Here is an 18,181-nt window from a genome sequence, read left to right on the forward strand (position 1 = left end):
GAACACGAGTGAAAATATACGCATGGCCCTTTCCTCTATCTTTGCCCATAAAATGCGTTCTATCTTAACGATGCTAGGAATTATTATCGGTATTAGTGCCATTATTACTATCATTTCAATGGGTGATGGCACAAATGCAAAGTTTAAAGAAGAATTAGGCCAAGGAAAAGATAATGAAGTAACCATTTACTACAAAAATCCCGATTACGGAACAGATAGTGCAAAAATCACACCTGATATGCTAAACCGTCTGCAAACTGTGTCAGGAGTTAAAGATGTGTATCCAGATGTAAGTATGAAAGTGAAAGCATCTGCCGGTTCAAAAGATGTAAATCTTGATTTAAAAGGTGGAACAGGCGCCTTTATGACAGATTCAAAAATAAAATTAGTTCACGGTCGTGAATTAAACGACAGCGAATTAAACCAAGCAATCCCTGCTGTTATATTAAATGAAGAAGCTTTCAATAAATTGTTTAATGGTTGGGAATCAAATTTATACACAGATATAAAAGGAAAGCCGTATAAAATAGTCGGTGTATACGAAACAAAAAACGAATTTGGAATGGCGATGCCTGAAGGTTATACATCACTTGAAAACGCTCCTGTCATTTCAGGAGTAACTGAGTATGACTCTGTAAGATTAACAATGACCTCTCCGACAGAACGTAAAAATGTAGAAAAACAAGCCGTTTCTGTTTTAAACGAAATGAAAGCTCCTAAGTTTGAGCACAAATTCGAAGCACAAGACTTAGGTGAATTTACGAAGCAATTAGATGAATCAATCGGTATGATGAAAATGGTATTCGGTGGTATTGCCGCTATCTCCTTACTTGTTGGTGGTATCGGTGTAATGAACATTATGCTTGTATCTGTAACAGAGCGTACACGTGAGATTGGTATTCGTAAAGCTCTTGGTGCAACGCGTGGTAAAGTATTGACACAATTCTTAATTGAATCTTGTATTTTAACAGGACTCGGTGGTTTTATCGGATTCATGCTCGGCATCTTCTTCGCTTGGATCGTCTCCATCTTTGCTGGATGGCCACTCGTTGTCTCAAAAGAACTTGGACTTCTTGCAGTAGGTATTTCCATGTTAATCGGTATTATATTCGGTTTACTGCCAGCTAACAAAGCTGCAAAACTGGATCCAATTGAATGTTTACGATATGAATAAACAAAAACGTAGGAGTTTACACTCCTACGTTTTTTATTTATCCCGCTTTAATGGGCAGTAAGACCCCCACCTCAAAATTCAGTGAAAGCAAAGAAGTTAGGTGGGGGTCGGGCTGCCCATAAAAGTCCGATTGGTTCAACTAATAATCAGTGGAAGCCCCCCACTGATTAAAGTTTCACTTTATCTATTAAATCGTGTTTCTTCTATTATATATATTTCACGTTATCAACACTTTTCATTATTTTAACCTACTAAAGCTATGATAGAATCCTATTATTGCAAAAATACTATGTGCTAGACCAAAATCAAGGCGTAATTTTTTCCATACCTCGACTTATTTTGTAACAATTATAGCGATTTTTTATTAAATTTCACCTTATTTCTATTTCTCTACAACTGAAATAGTTATTTTTACATAACTAGTTACCTGCTCCAACAACAAAATACGCCTTTTTTGTAATGTCTACGAAACAATTATGTAATACTTAGGAAACATTATTAATCTATTAGAAATTGAAATACTCTTTATTTTATGTATCACATGCTCAAACCTCCCCTGAAAACTATAAGAAAGCGCTTTTAGGATATTACTGGAATTATTACAGAATATTAATGAGCCGTTACGAAAGCTTTGTAATTCTATGTTTTTCGCAAATAAGAAAATAATGGTTGCTATAATGAGGTCAACGAAAACAAATGCAATGGAGGCTATTATGAAAAAATTTATGGGTATAGCAACAGCAGCGGTTTTTGGTCTTGGGATTTTCACAACATCTGCTAAAGCAGAAACAATCGTAACGACTGATGTACTAAATGTACGAGAAAACCCAACTACTGAATCAAAAGTTGTAGGAAAATTATTAGATGGATATAAAGTTAACGTTTTACATACAGAAAACGGATGGTCAAAAGTGAAATTGAATAGCGGTAAAGAAGCTTTCATTAGCGCTGACTACACAAAAGACACTTACTACGTAACAGCTAACGTATTAAACGTACGTGCTGGTGCAAACACAGACTCAGAGATTCTTGGTAAATTGAAACAAGATGACGTAATCGAAACAACACACCAAGTTGAAAATGGTTGGATCCAATTTGAATATAACGGAAAAACAGCTTATGTTCACGTTCCTTACTTAACAGGTAAAGCTCCAGTTAAAATTCAACCAGTAGTTAAAGCTGAAAAAACAACTACAGTTCAAGATACAGCTAAAGCCGTGGCAACAACTAAAGCTCGTGAAGTAGCTGAAACTCAAGCAAAAGCTAAAGCGGAGGAAGCAACTAAAGCTCGCGAAGCAGCTGAAGCTCAAGCAGCGGCTAAAGCTCAAGAGGCAGCTAAAGCTCGTGAAGCAGCTAAAGCTCAGGCAGAAGCTAAAGCTCAAGAAGCAGCTGAAGCTCAAGCAGAAGCTAAGGCTCAAGAAGCAGCTAAAGCTCGTGAAGCAGCTAAAGCTCAGGCAGAAGCTGAAGCTCAAGCAGCAGTTAAAGCTCAGGAAGCAGCTAAAGCTCAGGCAGAAGCTGAAGCTCAAGCAGCAGTTAAAGCTCAGGAGGCAGCTAAGGCTCGTGAAGCAGCTAAAGCTCAGGCAGAAGCTGAAGCAGCGGCTAAAGCTCAAAAACCAGCTACACAACAACCTGTCGCAAAAGAAACTGAAACAAGTGCACCATCATCTTCTCGTGAGTTACGCGTTGTAGCAACAGCTTATACAGCAGATCCACTTGAAAATGGTTATAAAGCAGGCGACCAAGTAAAATCAGCTTTAGGTCACAACTTAACAGCTAATCCAAACATGAAACTAATCGCGGTTGATCCAAGTGTCATTCCATTAGGTTCAAAAGTATGGGTTGAAGGTTACGGAGTAGCAATCGCTGGTGATACTGGTGGAGCTATTAAAGGTAATAAAATCGACGTTTTAATGCCAGATAAAGGTTCATCAAGTAGCTGGGGACGTAAAACAGTTACAGTTAAAGTATTAAACTAGTTAGTAAAAAAAGAGTCAGTCTCATTGAGGCTGACTCTTTTTTTATGATTCTTACATTCTTTCTCCTTCACTCCCGTCCAATTCTATATACGATAGACTACCATTTCAACAGAAAAAAGAGGATGCCACAGCATCCTCTCCTTCTCTCCCCTATTCCACACAAGTAAACTGCGTCCAAGCTCCTACATAATCTAGTAAGAATAACTCTTCTTCTGCAATTGTACCGACAATATTTTTCCGTTCATCTATCGGCATTTCTTTTAGAATGATTTGTAGTTCACCTTTATACTTACCAAATGAATTGTTTCCAATTACAACTTGCCCTCTTTCCTGTCGTACACTTTCGCGCACCGGGAAGTCATAGTCCTTGTATTTCTTACGTACTTCTGTAGAACGTACCATATATTCTGTTATATCGCCGCGTCTTACGTGTAATTCTTGCAGCGTGGCTCTCTTCTCTACTTCAGTCGCCTCGTCTACAAAGTGTACCTTTAACTGTAACATGTAGCGATTTAAATTTCCTATTTTCTCCAACTCTTCCTCACTCGCATAAGCATTTCCGATAATGACATCATCGATTAGCCCTGTCGCCCATAAATGCTTCGCTTGTACTTCAATTGGTAAATTACGATGCTCTTCTAATGTACATAATCCGTCGTTAATATCCCATGGACCGATGTTAGCTGCATGTGACGTAATAAACGCTGCCGTGCGAATACCGTGTTTTTTAAAACGTTCACTACAGCGAATGAAATATTCGTATGGAAGTCCAGTAAATTTTTGCGGATAGAAGTTATGACAACCAATTAAAGCTGACTTATTTGCCTGATGCGAAAGAATATTTTCTAAGTACGCAATATCGTTACTTACGTTTAGCTCAATTTTTAAGCCGTACGGGTTATTTGTCATTTTCGCTTCAGTTAATCCGTCAAACCCTAAATCTAATCGAATACCGTCTGCACCTAACTCTGCGAAAAATGATAGATCACTATAACTAATACCAAGCTGATCAAAGACAGCCGGAGCTACATCTAAAATAACTTCCATATTGTTATCTTTTGCATGATGAATAATTTCTTTAAATTCAGCTACAATCTCTTCTTTCGGACGATTCACAGACAATAGGCATGTGAATATTCTTGAAAAACCGTGGCGTGCCGCTGCCGAAATGTATGCCATATCTTTTTCCTTCGTTGAATGCTCTGGATAAAGTGAAATTCCTAATTTACGCTCCATGCTTTTGCATCTCCTTCACACGTTGTATTAATGCCATGCTCGTAAATCTATATTTTGCAGATAAACATGTTGCACATAAAATCGTTGGTACAATAATTACGTACGGTGATTGTAAGCTTAGCATTACATAGGCACCCATTGAACTACCGATAAATACAATTGATACTAATAGTAAAATTAATAACGATTTACTTTGTACCCATTTTGAATAATGTGCAATACACTGCCCCGCTACAAATGTAATTAAGATGATAATTGCTCCGAGCATTTTTCTTTCTCCTCTCCTGCTAATTGTTGTTTCTCATACATTTTGAAGAACGGATAGTAAATAACGAATGAGATAACAAAGTTAACAAGTACAAGTACACCAGCCATAATTGTCCAGTCCGTACTAATAACCGCTGCAATTGGCGCTAACATCGTAAATGGCAATTTCGCCATCATCATCGGAATCATACCTGAAACAACTGCGAAATATGATACTGTCGTTGTCACTAACGGTGTAATTACGAACGGAATAATTAGGATTGGGTTCATTACAATTGGTGCCCCGAAAATAATTGGTTCATTAATATTGAATAAGCCTGGCACGAATGATAATCTACCTAACTCTTTTAAGAACTTAGATTTAGAGAACATAAACATAATAACTAAAGCTAACGTCGATCCTGATCCACCGATCCATACGAACCATTGAATAAATTGCTCTGTAAATAGGTTTGGTAATTGATGTGCATTTCCTGTAGCTGTGAATACTTCCATATTTTCAAGAATTGCTGAATCCCACATTGGACGAATGATCGGTCCTAAAATCGCAGGGCCATGTATACCGAATGACCAGAAGAATACGATTAAGAATACTGTTAATAAACCGCCGAATAAATTATTTCCTACTAATACTGATTTTAGTGGTGCGATTAAATATGTGATTGTTGTATTTACATCAAATTTCAAACCGTAACGAATGCCCCAGAATAAAAGAATAACTGCTAACGTTGGAATTAATGCTGCAAACGAATTTGAAACTGCTGGTGGTACACTATCTGGTAATTTAATTGAGATATTATGTTTAATCATAAAGTGATAAATTTCTACTGCAATTAAAGCTGTAACAATTGCGCCGAATAAAGATGTTGCACTTAATGTTCCTACTGAAATGTATCTACCTGCATCAATAACACCTGGTACGGCTTTCGTAATTTGAATTGGTTCAACTGATGCTAGTAAAAAGGCGAGTACAGATAATAACCCTGCACTTAACTGATTGAGCTGATAAAAGTTCGCGAGTGAAGCCCCTACCCCAAATGCTGCGTATAACGCCATTAGTCCTACTGTAAATCGGAATGGAATATCTAAAATATGGCGAAACGGTGCAATCCACTCCATATATGCATCAATTGGTAAGTTTAAAAAGATAACGAAAAATGATCCGACAATCGTTAAAGGTAATGTAGAAATAACCCCGTTTCGAATTGCTAATAAATGTCGCTGTCCGGCAATCTTTTGTGTTGTTGGCATAATCTTTTGTTCCATAAAACTCATAAAACCATTCATCAAAACCCCTCCTCTTTCTCTTTTCTATGAAAGGATGAAATAAAGTTATAACATTATAATGTTTATATTTAAAAAATATAATTATGCTAAAACTAATTGTTCTGCTTGTTTCAGTACTTTCAAACCATCACACATGCCATAATCTCGTTGGTCTATAATCGCAACTGGTATATTGTATGAATTTGCAAGAAACTCTACGGCTGGAAATAAATATTTCACTTGCGGACCAATTAAAACAACATCAGCATTTTTTATTTCCAGTTTCACAAGTTCTGAATCAACTGCTTTAATTTTATAATCCTTCCCTTGTTTCATTGCCTCTTCTTGCATTTTTCTTACAACCATACTCGTTGACATGCCTGCTGCACAACATAATAAAATGTACATCTTATACTGTCACTTTCTCTTCTATTCGTTTATGAAGAGTGATAAATTCTTCAGCAAGTTCTTTCACTGTAATTGCATTCATTAAATGATCTTGTGCATGCACTAACAGTAAACTGATTTCTGCATGATTTCCTCTTGCTTCCTCTTGAATTAAGTCTGTTTGAATACGATGAGCTGCTGAAATTTCTTCCCTAGCAAGTGTCATCTTTTCACTCGCATTCTCAAAATCTCCTTGTCTTGCAAAAGCAATTGCTTCAAGTGACGCGCTTCTCGCGTTGCCACCATGTAAAATTAACGCAAATGGTGTTTGCATATCAGTCATTTTAAATTCCCCCAAGCTATCTTTTTTCTATATTGTTATCTTATTATGAAAACGCATACAATTAAACATAAAAAACTTCCGTTGTGTAACGGAAGTTTTTATATACTTCTCTTATAACGATAATAATATCTCTTGAAAATCTTCAACCACTTCAGCCTGAGCTAATTTCTCTATCGTATTTTGATTAGACATAATATCATATAAAAAATCATAAAGCTTTTGTAAATCTTCATTATTATTGCGCTTTACACTAAATAAAATAATAACTTGTACTTTCTTATCTCCCCATTCAACCGCTTTATCAAGTGTACAAAACATCAAAAATGTTTTCTCACTTAATAACTGCATCGGATGTGGAATCGCAACTAAATTCCCAACTGCTGTAGGGGATGTATTCTCTCTTTCCATAACAGAGTCATAAAAGCTTTCTGGTACATAATTTTTCTCAGCAGCTTTCTCACATAAAAATTGGATAACCTCTTCCTTTGTAGAAGCACTGTGATTTAAAAAGATTAAATCTTCCTTCATATATTGTTGCACACTAGTATTCACATGCGCAAATAACTGCTGACCAATTGACTGAATCTCTTTATCATCAAATATTGAATTTACTTTTATAACAGGCACAGGTAAACCACTTGGTATATGCATCGTACTAATAATACAATCTATCTTTTCTTTGTAGAGATCTTCTACTTTCAATTGATAATAACCTGTAATCCCTACAATCTCTAATTTATCTCGGAACTGTGATAGAATTTTATATTTCAATAGTTGGGCACTTCCTTGACCAGTTGCACAAACTAATAAACATCTTTTCTTTTGATTCTGTTCCTGTAAACGACTCATCGCTCCGCCGAAGTGAATCGCAATATAACCAATTTCACTTTCCGGAATCGATTCTCCCGTATATTCACCAATTATATCTCCAACGAGAACCGCAATTTCAAAAGCATACGGATAATTCTTTTTCACTTCTGCCAAAAGAGGATTTCTCGTATTTAACTTATACTTCAAACGATTTAATAACGTTTTTAAATGAACACCAAACCCAAATAATAATTCTTCATCATAATAAAAAATAAGATTCCGTTCTTCCGCTACTTTAAAAAGAATATGTTGCATGAATGCATATAGATCTTTTCCTAATAGTTCTTCCACATTTTCATAACGATCTTTCGCTGTAACAGCAGTACTTAATAAATGCATCGTCACATATAAAACTTCTTCTTCGGGAAATGAAAGATGCAACTCTTTCTCTAAATCCCCTAAAATCTCTTTCGCAATTGTATATTCTTTCTTTATTATAAGTTCAGCTTGCTCTGCATGTAGTCCTTTCATATAATGTTGATCTTCACAACGCTTTAATGCAATTGCAATATGAATGACTAAATTATCAATTTCTATATCTGATAAATATATCGTTCCTCCTTCGATATACTTTAATATAACCGAACGGATAAGCGGTATATGAGGTAACGATAAGTATGTATCATTCTGCTCAAATTGCTCGTGAAACGGAGTATGATCATAACGCGGTAAACCGTATTGTGATAAACAAGAACGAATATGAAACTCCTCTCCGACAATACGTATACCATAATAAGGTCTCTTTTCAATTTGTAATTGATAGCGACCACATATATCTGTCACATCTTTCATAATTAAATTTACAGTCGATTTACTTACATAAATCTCCTCTGCTAGCTGTGAAAGCTTCACATACCCATCTGTCGTTAAAATACGTTGCAGAATGTAAGCTATCCTTTCTTCATAAGAAGTCGGGATTTTTTCTGTCTGTTTTTGAAATAGACTCACGCAAAACTCTTCAAACTTCTTCGCTTGTATAATTTCTAGTTCGTATCCAGTCCCTCTTTGCGATTCAATTTTCGCTCCGTTTTCTTCCAATATATCATTTAATAATTTTATATCTTTTTGAATCGTCTTCGTTGATACATGTAAACGGCTCGCTAAAAAAGCTCGATTTAACATCGATTTCTCTTCTAAAAACTCCTCTAAAATAGAAACTAATCGCTGATGCACCTTTGTCATAGCTCTTCCTCTCGCAATTTATATATAAAAAGGAAAAAGCTGCTGAGGTCAGTAGTTTTTTCCTTTTTTAATTTATCTATTTCTTTAATGTAAATCCGAATTTATCCCATGCTTGTAAATAGTCTAGTAAGAAAATCTCTTCTTCTACAATTCGACCAACTACATTTGTTTTTCCTGTATTCACCATATCTTTTAATGCAATTTGCAATTCACCTTTATATTGGCCATATTGCTCATTATCAATTAAAAGATCGCCGCGCTTAATTTCACGTGTATTATGAGGTTTAAACTCTTCTTTTTTATATTTCACACGGCTTTGTGTCGAACGAATCATATATTCAGATACATCCCCGCGATAAAAATGAGGTTCGTCTAATACGATAATTCTTTCTAATTCTGTCGTTGTATCATATAACTCTATATCAAATGTTTGTTTCTCTTTATTTAATGCACCTAGTGCTTGTAATTCTTCTTCTGATGCATAAGCGTTCGCAATAATAACATCATCAATTAATTCTGTCGCAAATAAATGCTTCGCCTGTGTTGTCATTGGTAGTTCACGATGCTGTTCTAACGTACATAATCCTTCTGTTACGGGCCAAGGTCCATATGTTGCATCAAATGATGAAATAAAAGCAGCCGTTCTCATACCGTAATCTTTAAATTGTTTCGAGCATGTAATGAAATGATCGTATGATAATCCAGAATAACGATGTGGATAAAAATTATGGCAACCAATTAAATTTTCACGATTTGGTCTATGGCTCATAATATTATCTACATACTTCGTACCGTTACTCATATTAATCTCAATTTTTAAGCCATACGGATTGTAAGTCATAATTGATTCTTCTAATCCTGAGAAACCAACATCTAAACGAATACCGTACGCACCTAGTTCATGGAAGAATGATAAATCATTATACGAAATACCTAGTTGTTCAAAAACAGCTGGACTAATATCAACTAATACTTGGAACCCTAATGCATTTGCATGAGAGATCGTTTCTTTAAACTCTTCTATAATTTTCTCTTTTTCTCCATCTACAGACAATAAGCATGTGAATACACGTGTAAATCCGTATTTACTTGCTAATGTTAAATATTCCTTATCTTTCTCTACTGTTGAATGCTCTGGATAAATAGAAATACCTAATCGTCTCATATGTACACGCCTCTTTCTTCATTGTTTTGTAAACCTTTTCAAATATATGTAGTGAAAAAGTATATATCCCCTTCTCATTCACTACTTTTTGAATCCGCTTTCTTTAAAGAAAAAATAATTTCTATCATTCATAACAACTACAAGTCTATACATCTATACTTTACAACTTTTTTTCATAGTTGTGTAGCTTTTACACAAATTTGTCAGTTTTTTACCTCGAAAATTGTTGTACGTTTTCAAGGCACCTTCCTTGACTGTTACATTGGCCAATACATATACTCGAAAGAAAAGAGAAATTTTTTATATAGGGGATGAATACATGGGAGAAGCAATACTCGTAAAACGAGAACCGTTATGGACGAAAGAATTTGTCGCGCTAATTCTAGCAAACTTATGTATGTTTTTAGGATTTCAAATGTTAATTCCTACTTTACCCGTTTATGTGAAAGAAATTGGAGGTACAAGTTCCAATATCGGATTCGTTGTCGGCATGTTTACTGTTGCGGCACTTTTTGTTAGACCGCTAACTGGAAATGCCTTGCAAAAATTTAGCAAAAAAATCATTTTAATGATCGGTACTGCTATTTGTTTACTCGCTATGGGTAGTTACCTTTTCGCTTCAACTGTTTTCCTATTGCTTGCAGTTCGAATTTTACACGGAGCTGGTTTTGGTATTACAACGACTACATATGGAACTGTCGTTTCAGATTTAATTCCGCAAGCTCGCCGTGGTGAAGGCATGGGATATTTCGGTCTTTCTGGAACGATTGCAATGGCGCTCGGTCCACTTATCGGACTTTGGCTTATGCAAACATATAACTTCACGATTCTTTTTTTATGTGCACTTTCCTGTACAATTGTTTCATTAATATTAACGAAACTACTTCAAATCAAAAAATCGCCGCAATCACCACAGCAAACATCTGGTACCTTCCTTGATGGATTTATTGAACGTAAAGCTTTACTTCCTTCATTATTAATATTATGTATTACATTAATGTACGGAGGAATTGGGAGCTTTATTACATTATTTGCTACGGAAGTCGGAATTGCTGATATAAGCCTCTTCTTCTTATTTAATGCACTTGCAATCGCCGTCACTCGGCCGTTTTCTGGAAAATTATATGATGCGAAAGGTCATACATTCGTTATTATTCCAGGAGTTATTATTACGTTTATAGGTATTATTTTATTGTCGTATACAACTACAATTCCAAGTTTAATTATTGCGGCAGCATGCTACGGAAGTGGATTTGGAGCGATTCAACCTGCTCTACAAGCGTGGATGATCGACCGAGTAGCACCTCACCGCCGAGGAGTTGCAACAGCTACATTCTTCTCAGCATTTGACCTAGGAATTGGTGCTGGCGCAATTATTTTTGGATTCATTGCACATTTTACAAACTACGCAACTGTATATCGTTATTCCTCTCTACTACTTATTGCTTTCCTGTTCATTTACATCACAAGTGTAAAAAAACAAAAGCATAGAAATAAAAACAGAGAAAAAGCTGCTGGATAATTTCAGTGGCTTTTTTCGTATTTTTGATGTTATAAAACTACATGCATTTTCCTACATATTTTTTTAACTTTCATCAAAAAATATACGATGAACTCGCAGACGCTTTCCTTCATATTCAACCGAACAATACTATTCTAAAAAGTGTGATTTCTTTACAAAATTAAGATTTATACAAGATAAAAACCAATAAAATACAGCCATTTCTTTAAGGAATTGTAAACTTTTCTTCCCTTTGTAAATTTAGTGTAAATTTTACGGATAAACCGTTTACAGTGCCTCAAGGTTCAGTTAATAATTACATCGTACATGAAATTTAAGGAGTGGAATGCGTGGAATATAATGTTCAAGATATGATCTTCCAGTTCATTGGTGGATTAGGTATTTTCTTATTCGGGATTAAATACATGGGCGATGGACTGCAACAAGCTGCTGGAGATCGTCTTCGCGATATTCTAGATCGCTTTACAACAAACCCACTAATGGGTGTACTAGCAGGTATGTTAGTTACTGTATTAATCCAATCAAGTTCAGGAACAACCGCTTTAACAGTCGGACTCGTAAGTGCTGGATTTATGACATTAAGACAAGCAATCGGTGTTATTATGGGTGCGAACATCGGTACGACAGTTACTGCATTTATTATCGGAATTAAAATCGGAGAATATGCTCTTCCAATTATGGCAGTTGGAGCTATCTTACTATTCTTCTTTAAAAATAAAAAAGTACATTCTTTAGGTCAAGTTATATTCGGTTTTGGTATGTTATTCTTCGGTTTAGAACTAATGAGCACCGGTATGAAGCCTCTTCGTTCTTTAGAGTCATTCCAAGAATTAACAGTTAGCATGAGTGATAATCCAATTTTAGGTATTGTTGTTGGTACAGTCTTCACTTTAATTGTACAAAGTTCAAGTGCAACAATCGGTATTTTACAAGAACTATTCGGTCAAGGTGCAATCGATTTACAAGCTGCCCTTCCTGTATTATTCGGTGATAATATCGGTACAACAATTACAGCAGTATTAGCAGCAATCGGTACTTCAATTGCTGCAAGACGTGCAGCATTGGTTCACGTTATCTTTAATATTGTCGGTACACTCATCTTTACGATTTTATTAATACCTTTTACAAATTTAATTCAATATTTCCAAACGTCATTAAACTTAAATCCAGAAATGACAATTGCATTTGCACACGGAACATTTAACGTAACGAATACAATCATTCAGTTCCCATTCATCGCTGTATTAGCATGGATTGTAACGAAAATTATTCGTGGTGAAGATGCTGCTATTGATTTCAAACCGCAACATTTAAATCCAATCTTTATTGAACAATCTCCAGCTATTGCTTTAACAGAAGCACAAAAAGAAATTATTCGTATGGCTGAGTTTTCATTACATGGATTAAAAGAAGCAAACCAATTTTTAAACACACAAGACAAAAAACACGCTGACATGGCTACTCAATTAGAAGGAGCTATTAACAATTTAGATAAAAAGATTACCGAGTATTTAGTTTTACTCTCAGAAAAACCACTTTCACCGACAGACTCTGAGAAGCATTCAGTTCTAGCAGGTGTTGTTGGAGATATTGAACGTGTCGGTGATCATGTAGAAAACCTTGTAGAACTTGTAGATTTCCAAATCTCAAACCGTGTTTCCCTATCAGACGAGGCACTAACTGAACTAAATGAAATGCTTGAGTTAACGATTTCAACATTACAAGACGCAGTTGAAGCTTTAACAAACTTCGATACTGAACTAGCTCAAACTGTTATTGCAAAAGAACGTAAAATCGATCAAATGGAACGTGTTCTTCGTAAACGTCACGTATTACGTCTAAACGAACGTAGCTGTTCAGGTGATGCAAGTATCATCTTCGTTGATATGGTAAGTAACTTAGAGCGTATTGGCGATCACGCTGTAAATATCGCTGATGGTGTTTTAGGTGAACAAGGTAAAGTCAATTTAAAACAATCATTATAATAAGAAAGAGACGCTCACGTGAGCGTCTCTTTTTTTATTTCATATTTACAACCGTTCTTCCTCTTAACTTTCCTTGCAATATAAGTGTAAATTTCTCATCTAATTCTTCTAATGTACATTCTTCTGTATAAGATCGTAACTCTTTATTTCCCCATTCATTGGCTAGGAGCGTCCACACATCTCTTCTCACATCCACTGGGCATTGCACTGAATCTATCCCTAACAGGCTGATACCTCGTAAAATAAACGGATATACCGTTGTTTGTAATTGCTGGCCTGCCACATTACCGCATGTCGTTACGCACCCGCCATACTTTACCGTTTTTAAAGCTGTTTCTAACATATGTCCACCTACAGTATCGATAACCCCGGCGTATATTCCTTTTAACATTGGTCTTCCTGATTCATCATTCAATTCCGCGCGATGCATCACTTTTTTCGCTCCTAGACGTAGTAGCATCTGTTCCTCTTCCATTTTCCCTGTCGCTCCTACTACGCTAAACCCTAACTTACTTAAAATACTTACAGCTACACTTCCTACACCGCCTGTAGCACCCGTTACTAAAACATCGCCCATACTAGGCGTTACTCCTGCTCTAATAAGCTTATATACTGATAAAGCGGCTGTAAAACCTGCCGTCCCGTACATCATACTTTCCTTTAATGACATTCCCTCTGGTAAAGGTACAATCCAAGATGCCGGCACGCGAATATATTCTCCAAAACCACCAGAAGTATTCATCCCTAAATCATATCCCGTTACAATGACTCGATCTCCTACTTTAATGGTTTCATCTTCACTACTCACAACTTCTCCTGCTGCATCAATTCCTGGCGTATGAGGATATGTTCTCGTAACACCTTTATTACCTGTAGCTGAAAGAGCATCTTTATAATTTAGTGAAGAATAATGAACCTTTATTAATACGTCTCCCTCAGGTAAACTACTTACTTCTCTCTCGACAACGTTTCTTACAAACTGCTTACTTTCTGTTTCGTTCACAACAATTGCTCGGAATGATGTATGATTCATTATGCCCTCTCCTTTATCCGTAAATTTCTTCTTTATTATATAGAAGAAATAATTAAACCTACTCATTTCTTCATGGCTATATTTCAACAAATCTTACTTCTCTATTACTTTCTCACAATACATATTTTCATTTCCACTAAAACAACTTATACTTATTCTACATCTCAAAAATAAAATATAAAAAATCTGACTTTTTATAAATAAATTGAATTTTTACGAAATGTAAATGTTTTGTAATGTTTTTTTTCGTCAAATTTCATTATAATAAGTGGATATGAGTGTCGTATTTCAATCCAAATGAAGGAGTACAGGAAATGGAGCAAAACCCATCTTTGCAAGAAAATACACGCAGTAAACCGAAAAAAAGTAAGAAAAAAACAAAAATTATTATAAGCGTTATTCTATTCTTTTTAATAGTAGGTGGCGGTTATACTTGGTTTTTAGTAAATAAAGCATCTTCTGCTGTTCGAAATGCCGCACACGATTTAGCACGCGGTGATAAATCTGATTTACGTGATAAAGTTGTAAAACCTATTACAAACAATGTCTCTGTCTTAGTAATGGGTGTCGATGAAAGCGATGTCCGTGGGAAAGAATATGGTGATGCTATAAGAACGGACGCACTATTACTTGCAACGTTTAATAAAGATAGCAAAACTGTAAAACTATTAAGTATTCCACGAGATACATATACGTATATTCCAGTGGAAAAGAAAAAAGATAAAATTACACACGCTCATGCATACGGTTCTACTAAAAATGGAAAAGATGGTGGACCACAAGCAAGTATTGATGCAGTTGAAAAATTACTAAATGTTCCTGTTGATTACTTTGTAAAGTTTAACTTTAAATCATTTATGAAAATTGTCGACGATTTAGGCGGCATTGAAGTTGATGTACCCGTTGAATTTACGGAACAAGATAGTAATGATAATGCTGATGCAATTCACCTGAAGAAAGGTGTTCAAAAGCTAAATAGTGAAGAAGCTCTTGCTCTTGCTAGAACACGCCACATCGATAGTGATGCAATGCGTGGGCAACGTCAACAGCTCGTTATTGAAGCAATTTTAAAGAAACTAACAAGCGTTGGATCTGTAACAAAAGTTGGTAACATCATTGATGATATTAACGGACAATTCGTTACAAACTTAACATTCGATGATATGCTTTCATTCTATAAGTACGGATCGGATTCAGAAATTGAAAAATTACAAATTCAAGGTGAAGACTGCTACATGGCAAAAGGTGATGATACTTGTAGCAAATCTGCTGGTGGCGGCCGAACGTATTACTACAATCCAGATAAAAAAGAATTAGCAAAAGTTACAAACGATCTTCGTACGCACCTTGGATTACCTGCATATACAAAAACAGACTCTGATTCGAAAAAAACAAGTACAGAGAAAACAAAAGAATCTAAGTCTGAAAATTCAAGTGAACGCGAATCAAGTAACAATGAAGTGAAAAATAAAAATAGCAATGAAGATACAGAAACATCGTCTAACGACAATGAATAATAAAGAAGCAGTTCTCTATGGAGGTAGAGTACTGCTTCTTTTTATTCCGTCACAATCAAAAATCAGAACTTTCTAACTATCTTTTTTAATATTTTTAAATTATAATAAATAGTAGCAATCTATTCCAATTATCAGGGGGCTCATACATATGAAAGCTGCAGTAAAACATAACATCTCAGATTTTAAAGACTACTTAAAGTCAAACGATATATACATGGAAGAAAATATAGATGAAAATGATGGTTCTGTTCATTTTTCAGTAGGGTTAGAGACAGAAGCTGGCGCAAAAATTCAACTTATCGCTGCTTTCCAAAACGAACATCCTACTGTAGATATATACTGCTTCAATGTTGCTCACGTACCTGATGCAACAGCAACAAATGATATTTTGCACGTTATTAATGAATTAAACACATCTTATCGCTTTGCAAAATTCACATTAAACAAGCAAAATGCAATTGACATTTCAACATCTCTTGCATTCTCAGAACCAAACTTTAATCCAGCACTTGTCTTTGAACATACGAGAATGCTATATAAATTAGCAAATGACGAATATAAAAACTTAATGAAAGTGATTTGGGCGTAAATAAAAGGATGGGCTGCAAGCAGCGCCATCCTTTTATTTCGATATCATATCAACCCACATCTTAATAGCAGTTCCTACAATCAAAATCGATAACATATATTGCAGTGCTTTTTGATTGATCCTCTTCCCAACTCGCGCTCCAAGCGGCGCAGCAAAGATACTTGCAATCGCAACAATAAGGGCTGGAACTACAACTACTTGCCCAGTTATCACTTTTCCAGTCGTAATTCCTACTGAAGAAATAAACGTAATAGCAATAGAGGTTGCTATCGTTGTACGTATCGGCAATTTTAAAATAACTAGCATAATCGGAACTAAAAGGAACGAACCTCCAGCACCTATAATGCCTGATGCGCCTCCTACAATAAATGCTAACAAACTTGCTAACCATTTATTATATTTTACTTCATCACCATTATTTCGTTTCGGTACGAACATCATAATAGCAGCCATTGTGGCTAACGCTGCATAAACAACATTGACCGTATGTTCCTTTAATACGTTAGCACCAAAACTGCCTATGAAACTTCCTATTAATATACTAGCTCCCATATACATAACTAACTTTTTATCCATATCATTACTTTTCCGATAGGCCCATGCCCCTGCAAAAGTTGCAAAGAATACTTGCACCGCTGTAATACCACTTACTTCATGTGCAGTATAGCCAGTAAATCCTAGCAATACCGGAATGTATAAGATCATCGGATAATTAATAATCGCACCGCCAATTCCAACCATTCCTGATATAAACGATCCTATAAACCCAATTATAAAGAGTAATACGACTAAACTCACCTTATATCCCCCGCCTTCTAAAAAGAAGGTGATTTAAATGAATAAGTTCACATTTCCATCCGAAGCATCTGCTAAATAAGCTCCTACTCCTGCAAACTCTACCCCTTCCATAATCTCTTCCTCTTTTAACCCTAATAAATCTACTGTCATTTGACAAGCTACAAGTTTAATCCCTTGTTCTTTCGCCAAATCTATTAAATCTGGTAAAGGCATCGCATTATGTTTTTTCATAATACCTTTCATCATCTTTGGCCCCATACCGGCAAAATTCATTTTCGATAATCCCATTTTGTCAGCACCACGCGGCATCATCTTTCCAAATACTTTTTCGATGAAAGTTTTCTTTACCTTCACATGCTCATCTTTCCTTAAAGCATTTAATCCCCAAAAAGTATGAAATATAGTTACCTCTTGATCATACGCCGCTGCACCATTTGCAATAATATAAGCAGCCATCGCTTTATCGTAATCTCCGCTAAATAAAACGATTGTTGTTTTCTTCTGTTGTTCCATGTTGTTTTCCCTCCAATTACCTATAGGGGTATTTTTATTGTTATAAAAAATCGTTTCACCCTATTCTACTTTCCCTTCCCACGCTAACATACCACCTACCATATTGATTGCTTGAAAACCGTAGCTCTCTAAAAATTGAACTGCTCGTGCACTTCTTCCGCCAGAACGACAAACGATGATATACTCTTTCTTTTTATCCAACTCATGCATACGAAACTCCAATAGTCCTAGTGGAATATTACACGCTTCTGGAATTTTCCCTTCAGCTACTTCTTCTACTTCACGTACGTCCACGATATTTACTTCTTCTTTACGTAACAATTTTTCTTCCACTTCTTTTACTGTCATTTCTTTCACT

General features: G+C 35.7%; 17 protein-coding genes. 6 read left to right on the forward strand and 11 right to left on the reverse strand.

Annotated features, from left to right (window positions below; translation table 11 throughout):
* The first annotated feature begins 22 nt into the window (after positions 1-22).
* Positions 23-1,174, forward strand: a complete 1,152-nt coding sequence (locus RTP99_RS17675; RefSeq protein ID WP_404841256.1) for an ABC transporter permease — start codon at positions 23-25, stop codon at positions 1,172-1,174.
* 590 nt (positions 1,175-1,764) lie between these two features.
* Positions 1,765-3,150, forward strand: a complete 1,386-nt coding sequence (gene entC, locus RTP99_RS17680) for a cell wall-binding protein EntC (protein WP_041184644.1) — start codon at positions 1,765-1,767, stop codon at positions 3,148-3,150.
* A 150-nt stretch (positions 3,151-3,300) separates the two neighbouring features.
* Here the strand turns inward: entC and RTP99_RS17685 are convergent, their stop codons facing one another.
* The 7 genes from RTP99_RS17685 to RTP99_RS17715 form a co-directional block, all read right to left on the reverse strand.
* Complete coding sequence (locus RTP99_RS17685; RefSeq protein ID WP_000440037.1) at positions 3,301-4,386, reverse strand: DUF871 domain-containing protein; 1,086 nt, start codon at positions 4,384-4,386, stop codon at positions 3,301-3,303.
* Positions 4,376-4,654, reverse strand: a complete 279-nt coding sequence (locus tag RTP99_RS17690) for a hypothetical protein (protein ID WP_000900026.1) — start codon at positions 4,652-4,654, stop codon at positions 4,376-4,378. Before RTP99_RS17690 ends, RTP99_RS17685 begins: the two co-directional genes overlap by 11 nt.
* Positions 4,630-5,940: a PTS sugar transporter subunit IIC gene (locus RTP99_RS17695; protein WP_001013055.1), complete on the reverse strand. Its 1,311-nt coding sequence runs from the start codon at positions 5,938-5,940 to the stop codon at positions 4,630-4,632. Before RTP99_RS17695 ends, RTP99_RS17690 begins: the two co-directional genes overlap by 25 nt.
* An 81-nt stretch (positions 5,941-6,021) precedes the next feature.
* Positions 6,022-6,327, reverse strand: coding sequence for a PTS sugar transporter subunit IIB (locus RTP99_RS17700; protein WP_000275647.1), 306 nt, complete (start codon positions 6,325-6,327; stop codon positions 6,022-6,024).
* A 1-nt stretch (position 6,328) separates the two neighbouring features.
* Complete coding sequence (locus RTP99_RS17705; protein WP_000131336.1) at positions 6,329-6,649, reverse strand: PTS lactose/cellobiose transporter subunit IIA; 321 nt, start codon at positions 6,647-6,649, stop codon at positions 6,329-6,331.
* Positions 6,650-6,760: 111 nt separating this feature from the next.
* Positions 6,761-8,701 carry a BglG family transcription antiterminator gene (locus RTP99_RS17710; protein WP_000169844.1) on the reverse strand — a complete coding sequence of 647 codons (1,941 nt, stop codon included), beginning with the start codon at positions 8,699-8,701 and terminating at the stop codon, positions 6,761-6,763.
* Positions 8,702-8,777: 76 nt separating this feature from the next.
* Positions 8,778-9,866 (reverse strand): DUF871 domain-containing protein, encoded by a 1,089-nt coding sequence (locus RTP99_RS17715; RefSeq protein ID WP_001253342.1) that lies wholly within the window; start codon positions 9,864-9,866, stop codon positions 8,778-8,780.
* Positions 9,867-10,185: 319 nt separating this feature from the next.
* Between RTP99_RS17715 and RTP99_RS17720 the strand changes: the two genes are divergently transcribed.
* Positions 10,186-11,388, forward strand: coding sequence for an MFS transporter (locus RTP99_RS17720; protein WP_000503267.1), 1,203 nt, complete (start codon positions 10,186-10,188; stop codon positions 11,386-11,388).
* Between the two features lie 329 nt (positions 11,389-11,717).
* Positions 11,718-13,373 (forward strand): Na/Pi cotransporter family protein, encoded by a 1,656-nt coding sequence (locus tag RTP99_RS17725; RefSeq protein WP_000456263.1) that lies wholly within the window; start codon positions 11,718-11,720, stop codon positions 13,371-13,373.
* A 34-nt stretch (positions 13,374-13,407) separates the two neighbouring features.
* Here the strand turns inward: RTP99_RS17725 and RTP99_RS17730 are convergent, their stop codons facing one another.
* Entirely contained in the window at positions 13,408-14,406 is a 999-nt protein-coding gene (locus RTP99_RS17730; RefSeq protein ID WP_001016993.1) for a YhdH/YhfP family quinone oxidoreductase, read from the reverse strand.
* Positions 14,407-14,720: 314 nt separating this feature from the next.
* On the opposite strand from RTP99_RS17730, the gene RTP99_RS17735 reads away from it, so the two are divergent.
* Together RTP99_RS17735 and RTP99_RS17740 are read left to right on the forward strand one after the other, a co-directional pair.
* The gene (locus RTP99_RS17735) at positions 14,721-15,923 is read left to right on the forward strand and encodes an LCP family protein (protein ID WP_000437424.1); all 1,203 of its coding nucleotides are present in this window, start codon (positions 14,721-14,723) and stop codon (positions 15,921-15,923) included.
* 148 nt (positions 15,924-16,071) lie between these two features.
* Positions 16,072-16,512: a hypothetical protein gene (locus RTP99_RS17740; protein WP_000642359.1), complete on the forward strand. Its 441-nt coding sequence runs from the start codon at positions 16,072-16,074 to the stop codon at positions 16,510-16,512.
* Positions 16,513-16,545: 33 nt separating this feature from the next.
* Here the strand turns inward: RTP99_RS17740 and RTP99_RS17745 are convergent, their stop codons facing one another.
* The 3 genes from RTP99_RS17745 to RTP99_RS17755 are packed head-to-tail and all read right to left on the reverse strand — an operon-like array spanning position 16,546 to position 18,180.
* Positions 16,546-17,310, reverse strand: a complete 765-nt coding sequence (locus RTP99_RS17745) for a sulfite exporter TauE/SafE family protein (RefSeq protein WP_000060720.1) — start codon at positions 17,308-17,310, stop codon at positions 16,546-16,548.
* A gap of 33 nt (positions 17,311-17,343) precedes the next feature.
* Positions 17,344-17,823 (reverse strand): DsrE/DsrF/DrsH-like family protein, encoded by a 480-nt coding sequence (locus tag RTP99_RS17750; protein ID WP_000437732.1) that lies wholly within the window; start codon positions 17,821-17,823, stop codon positions 17,344-17,346.
* Positions 17,824-17,883: 60 nt separating this feature from the next.
* On the reverse strand, positions 17,884-18,180 hold the full coding sequence (locus RTP99_RS17755; protein WP_000661822.1) for a rhodanese-like domain-containing protein: 297 nt from the start codon (positions 18,178-18,180) through the stop codon (positions 17,884-17,886).
* Between the last annotated feature and the right edge of the window lies 1 nt (position 18,181).

It is taken from the genome of Bacillus sp. (in: firmicutes) (assembly GCF_031983925.1).
GTDB lineage: Bacteria > Bacillota > Bacilli > Bacillales > Bacillaceae_G > Bacillus_A > Bacillus_A pacificus.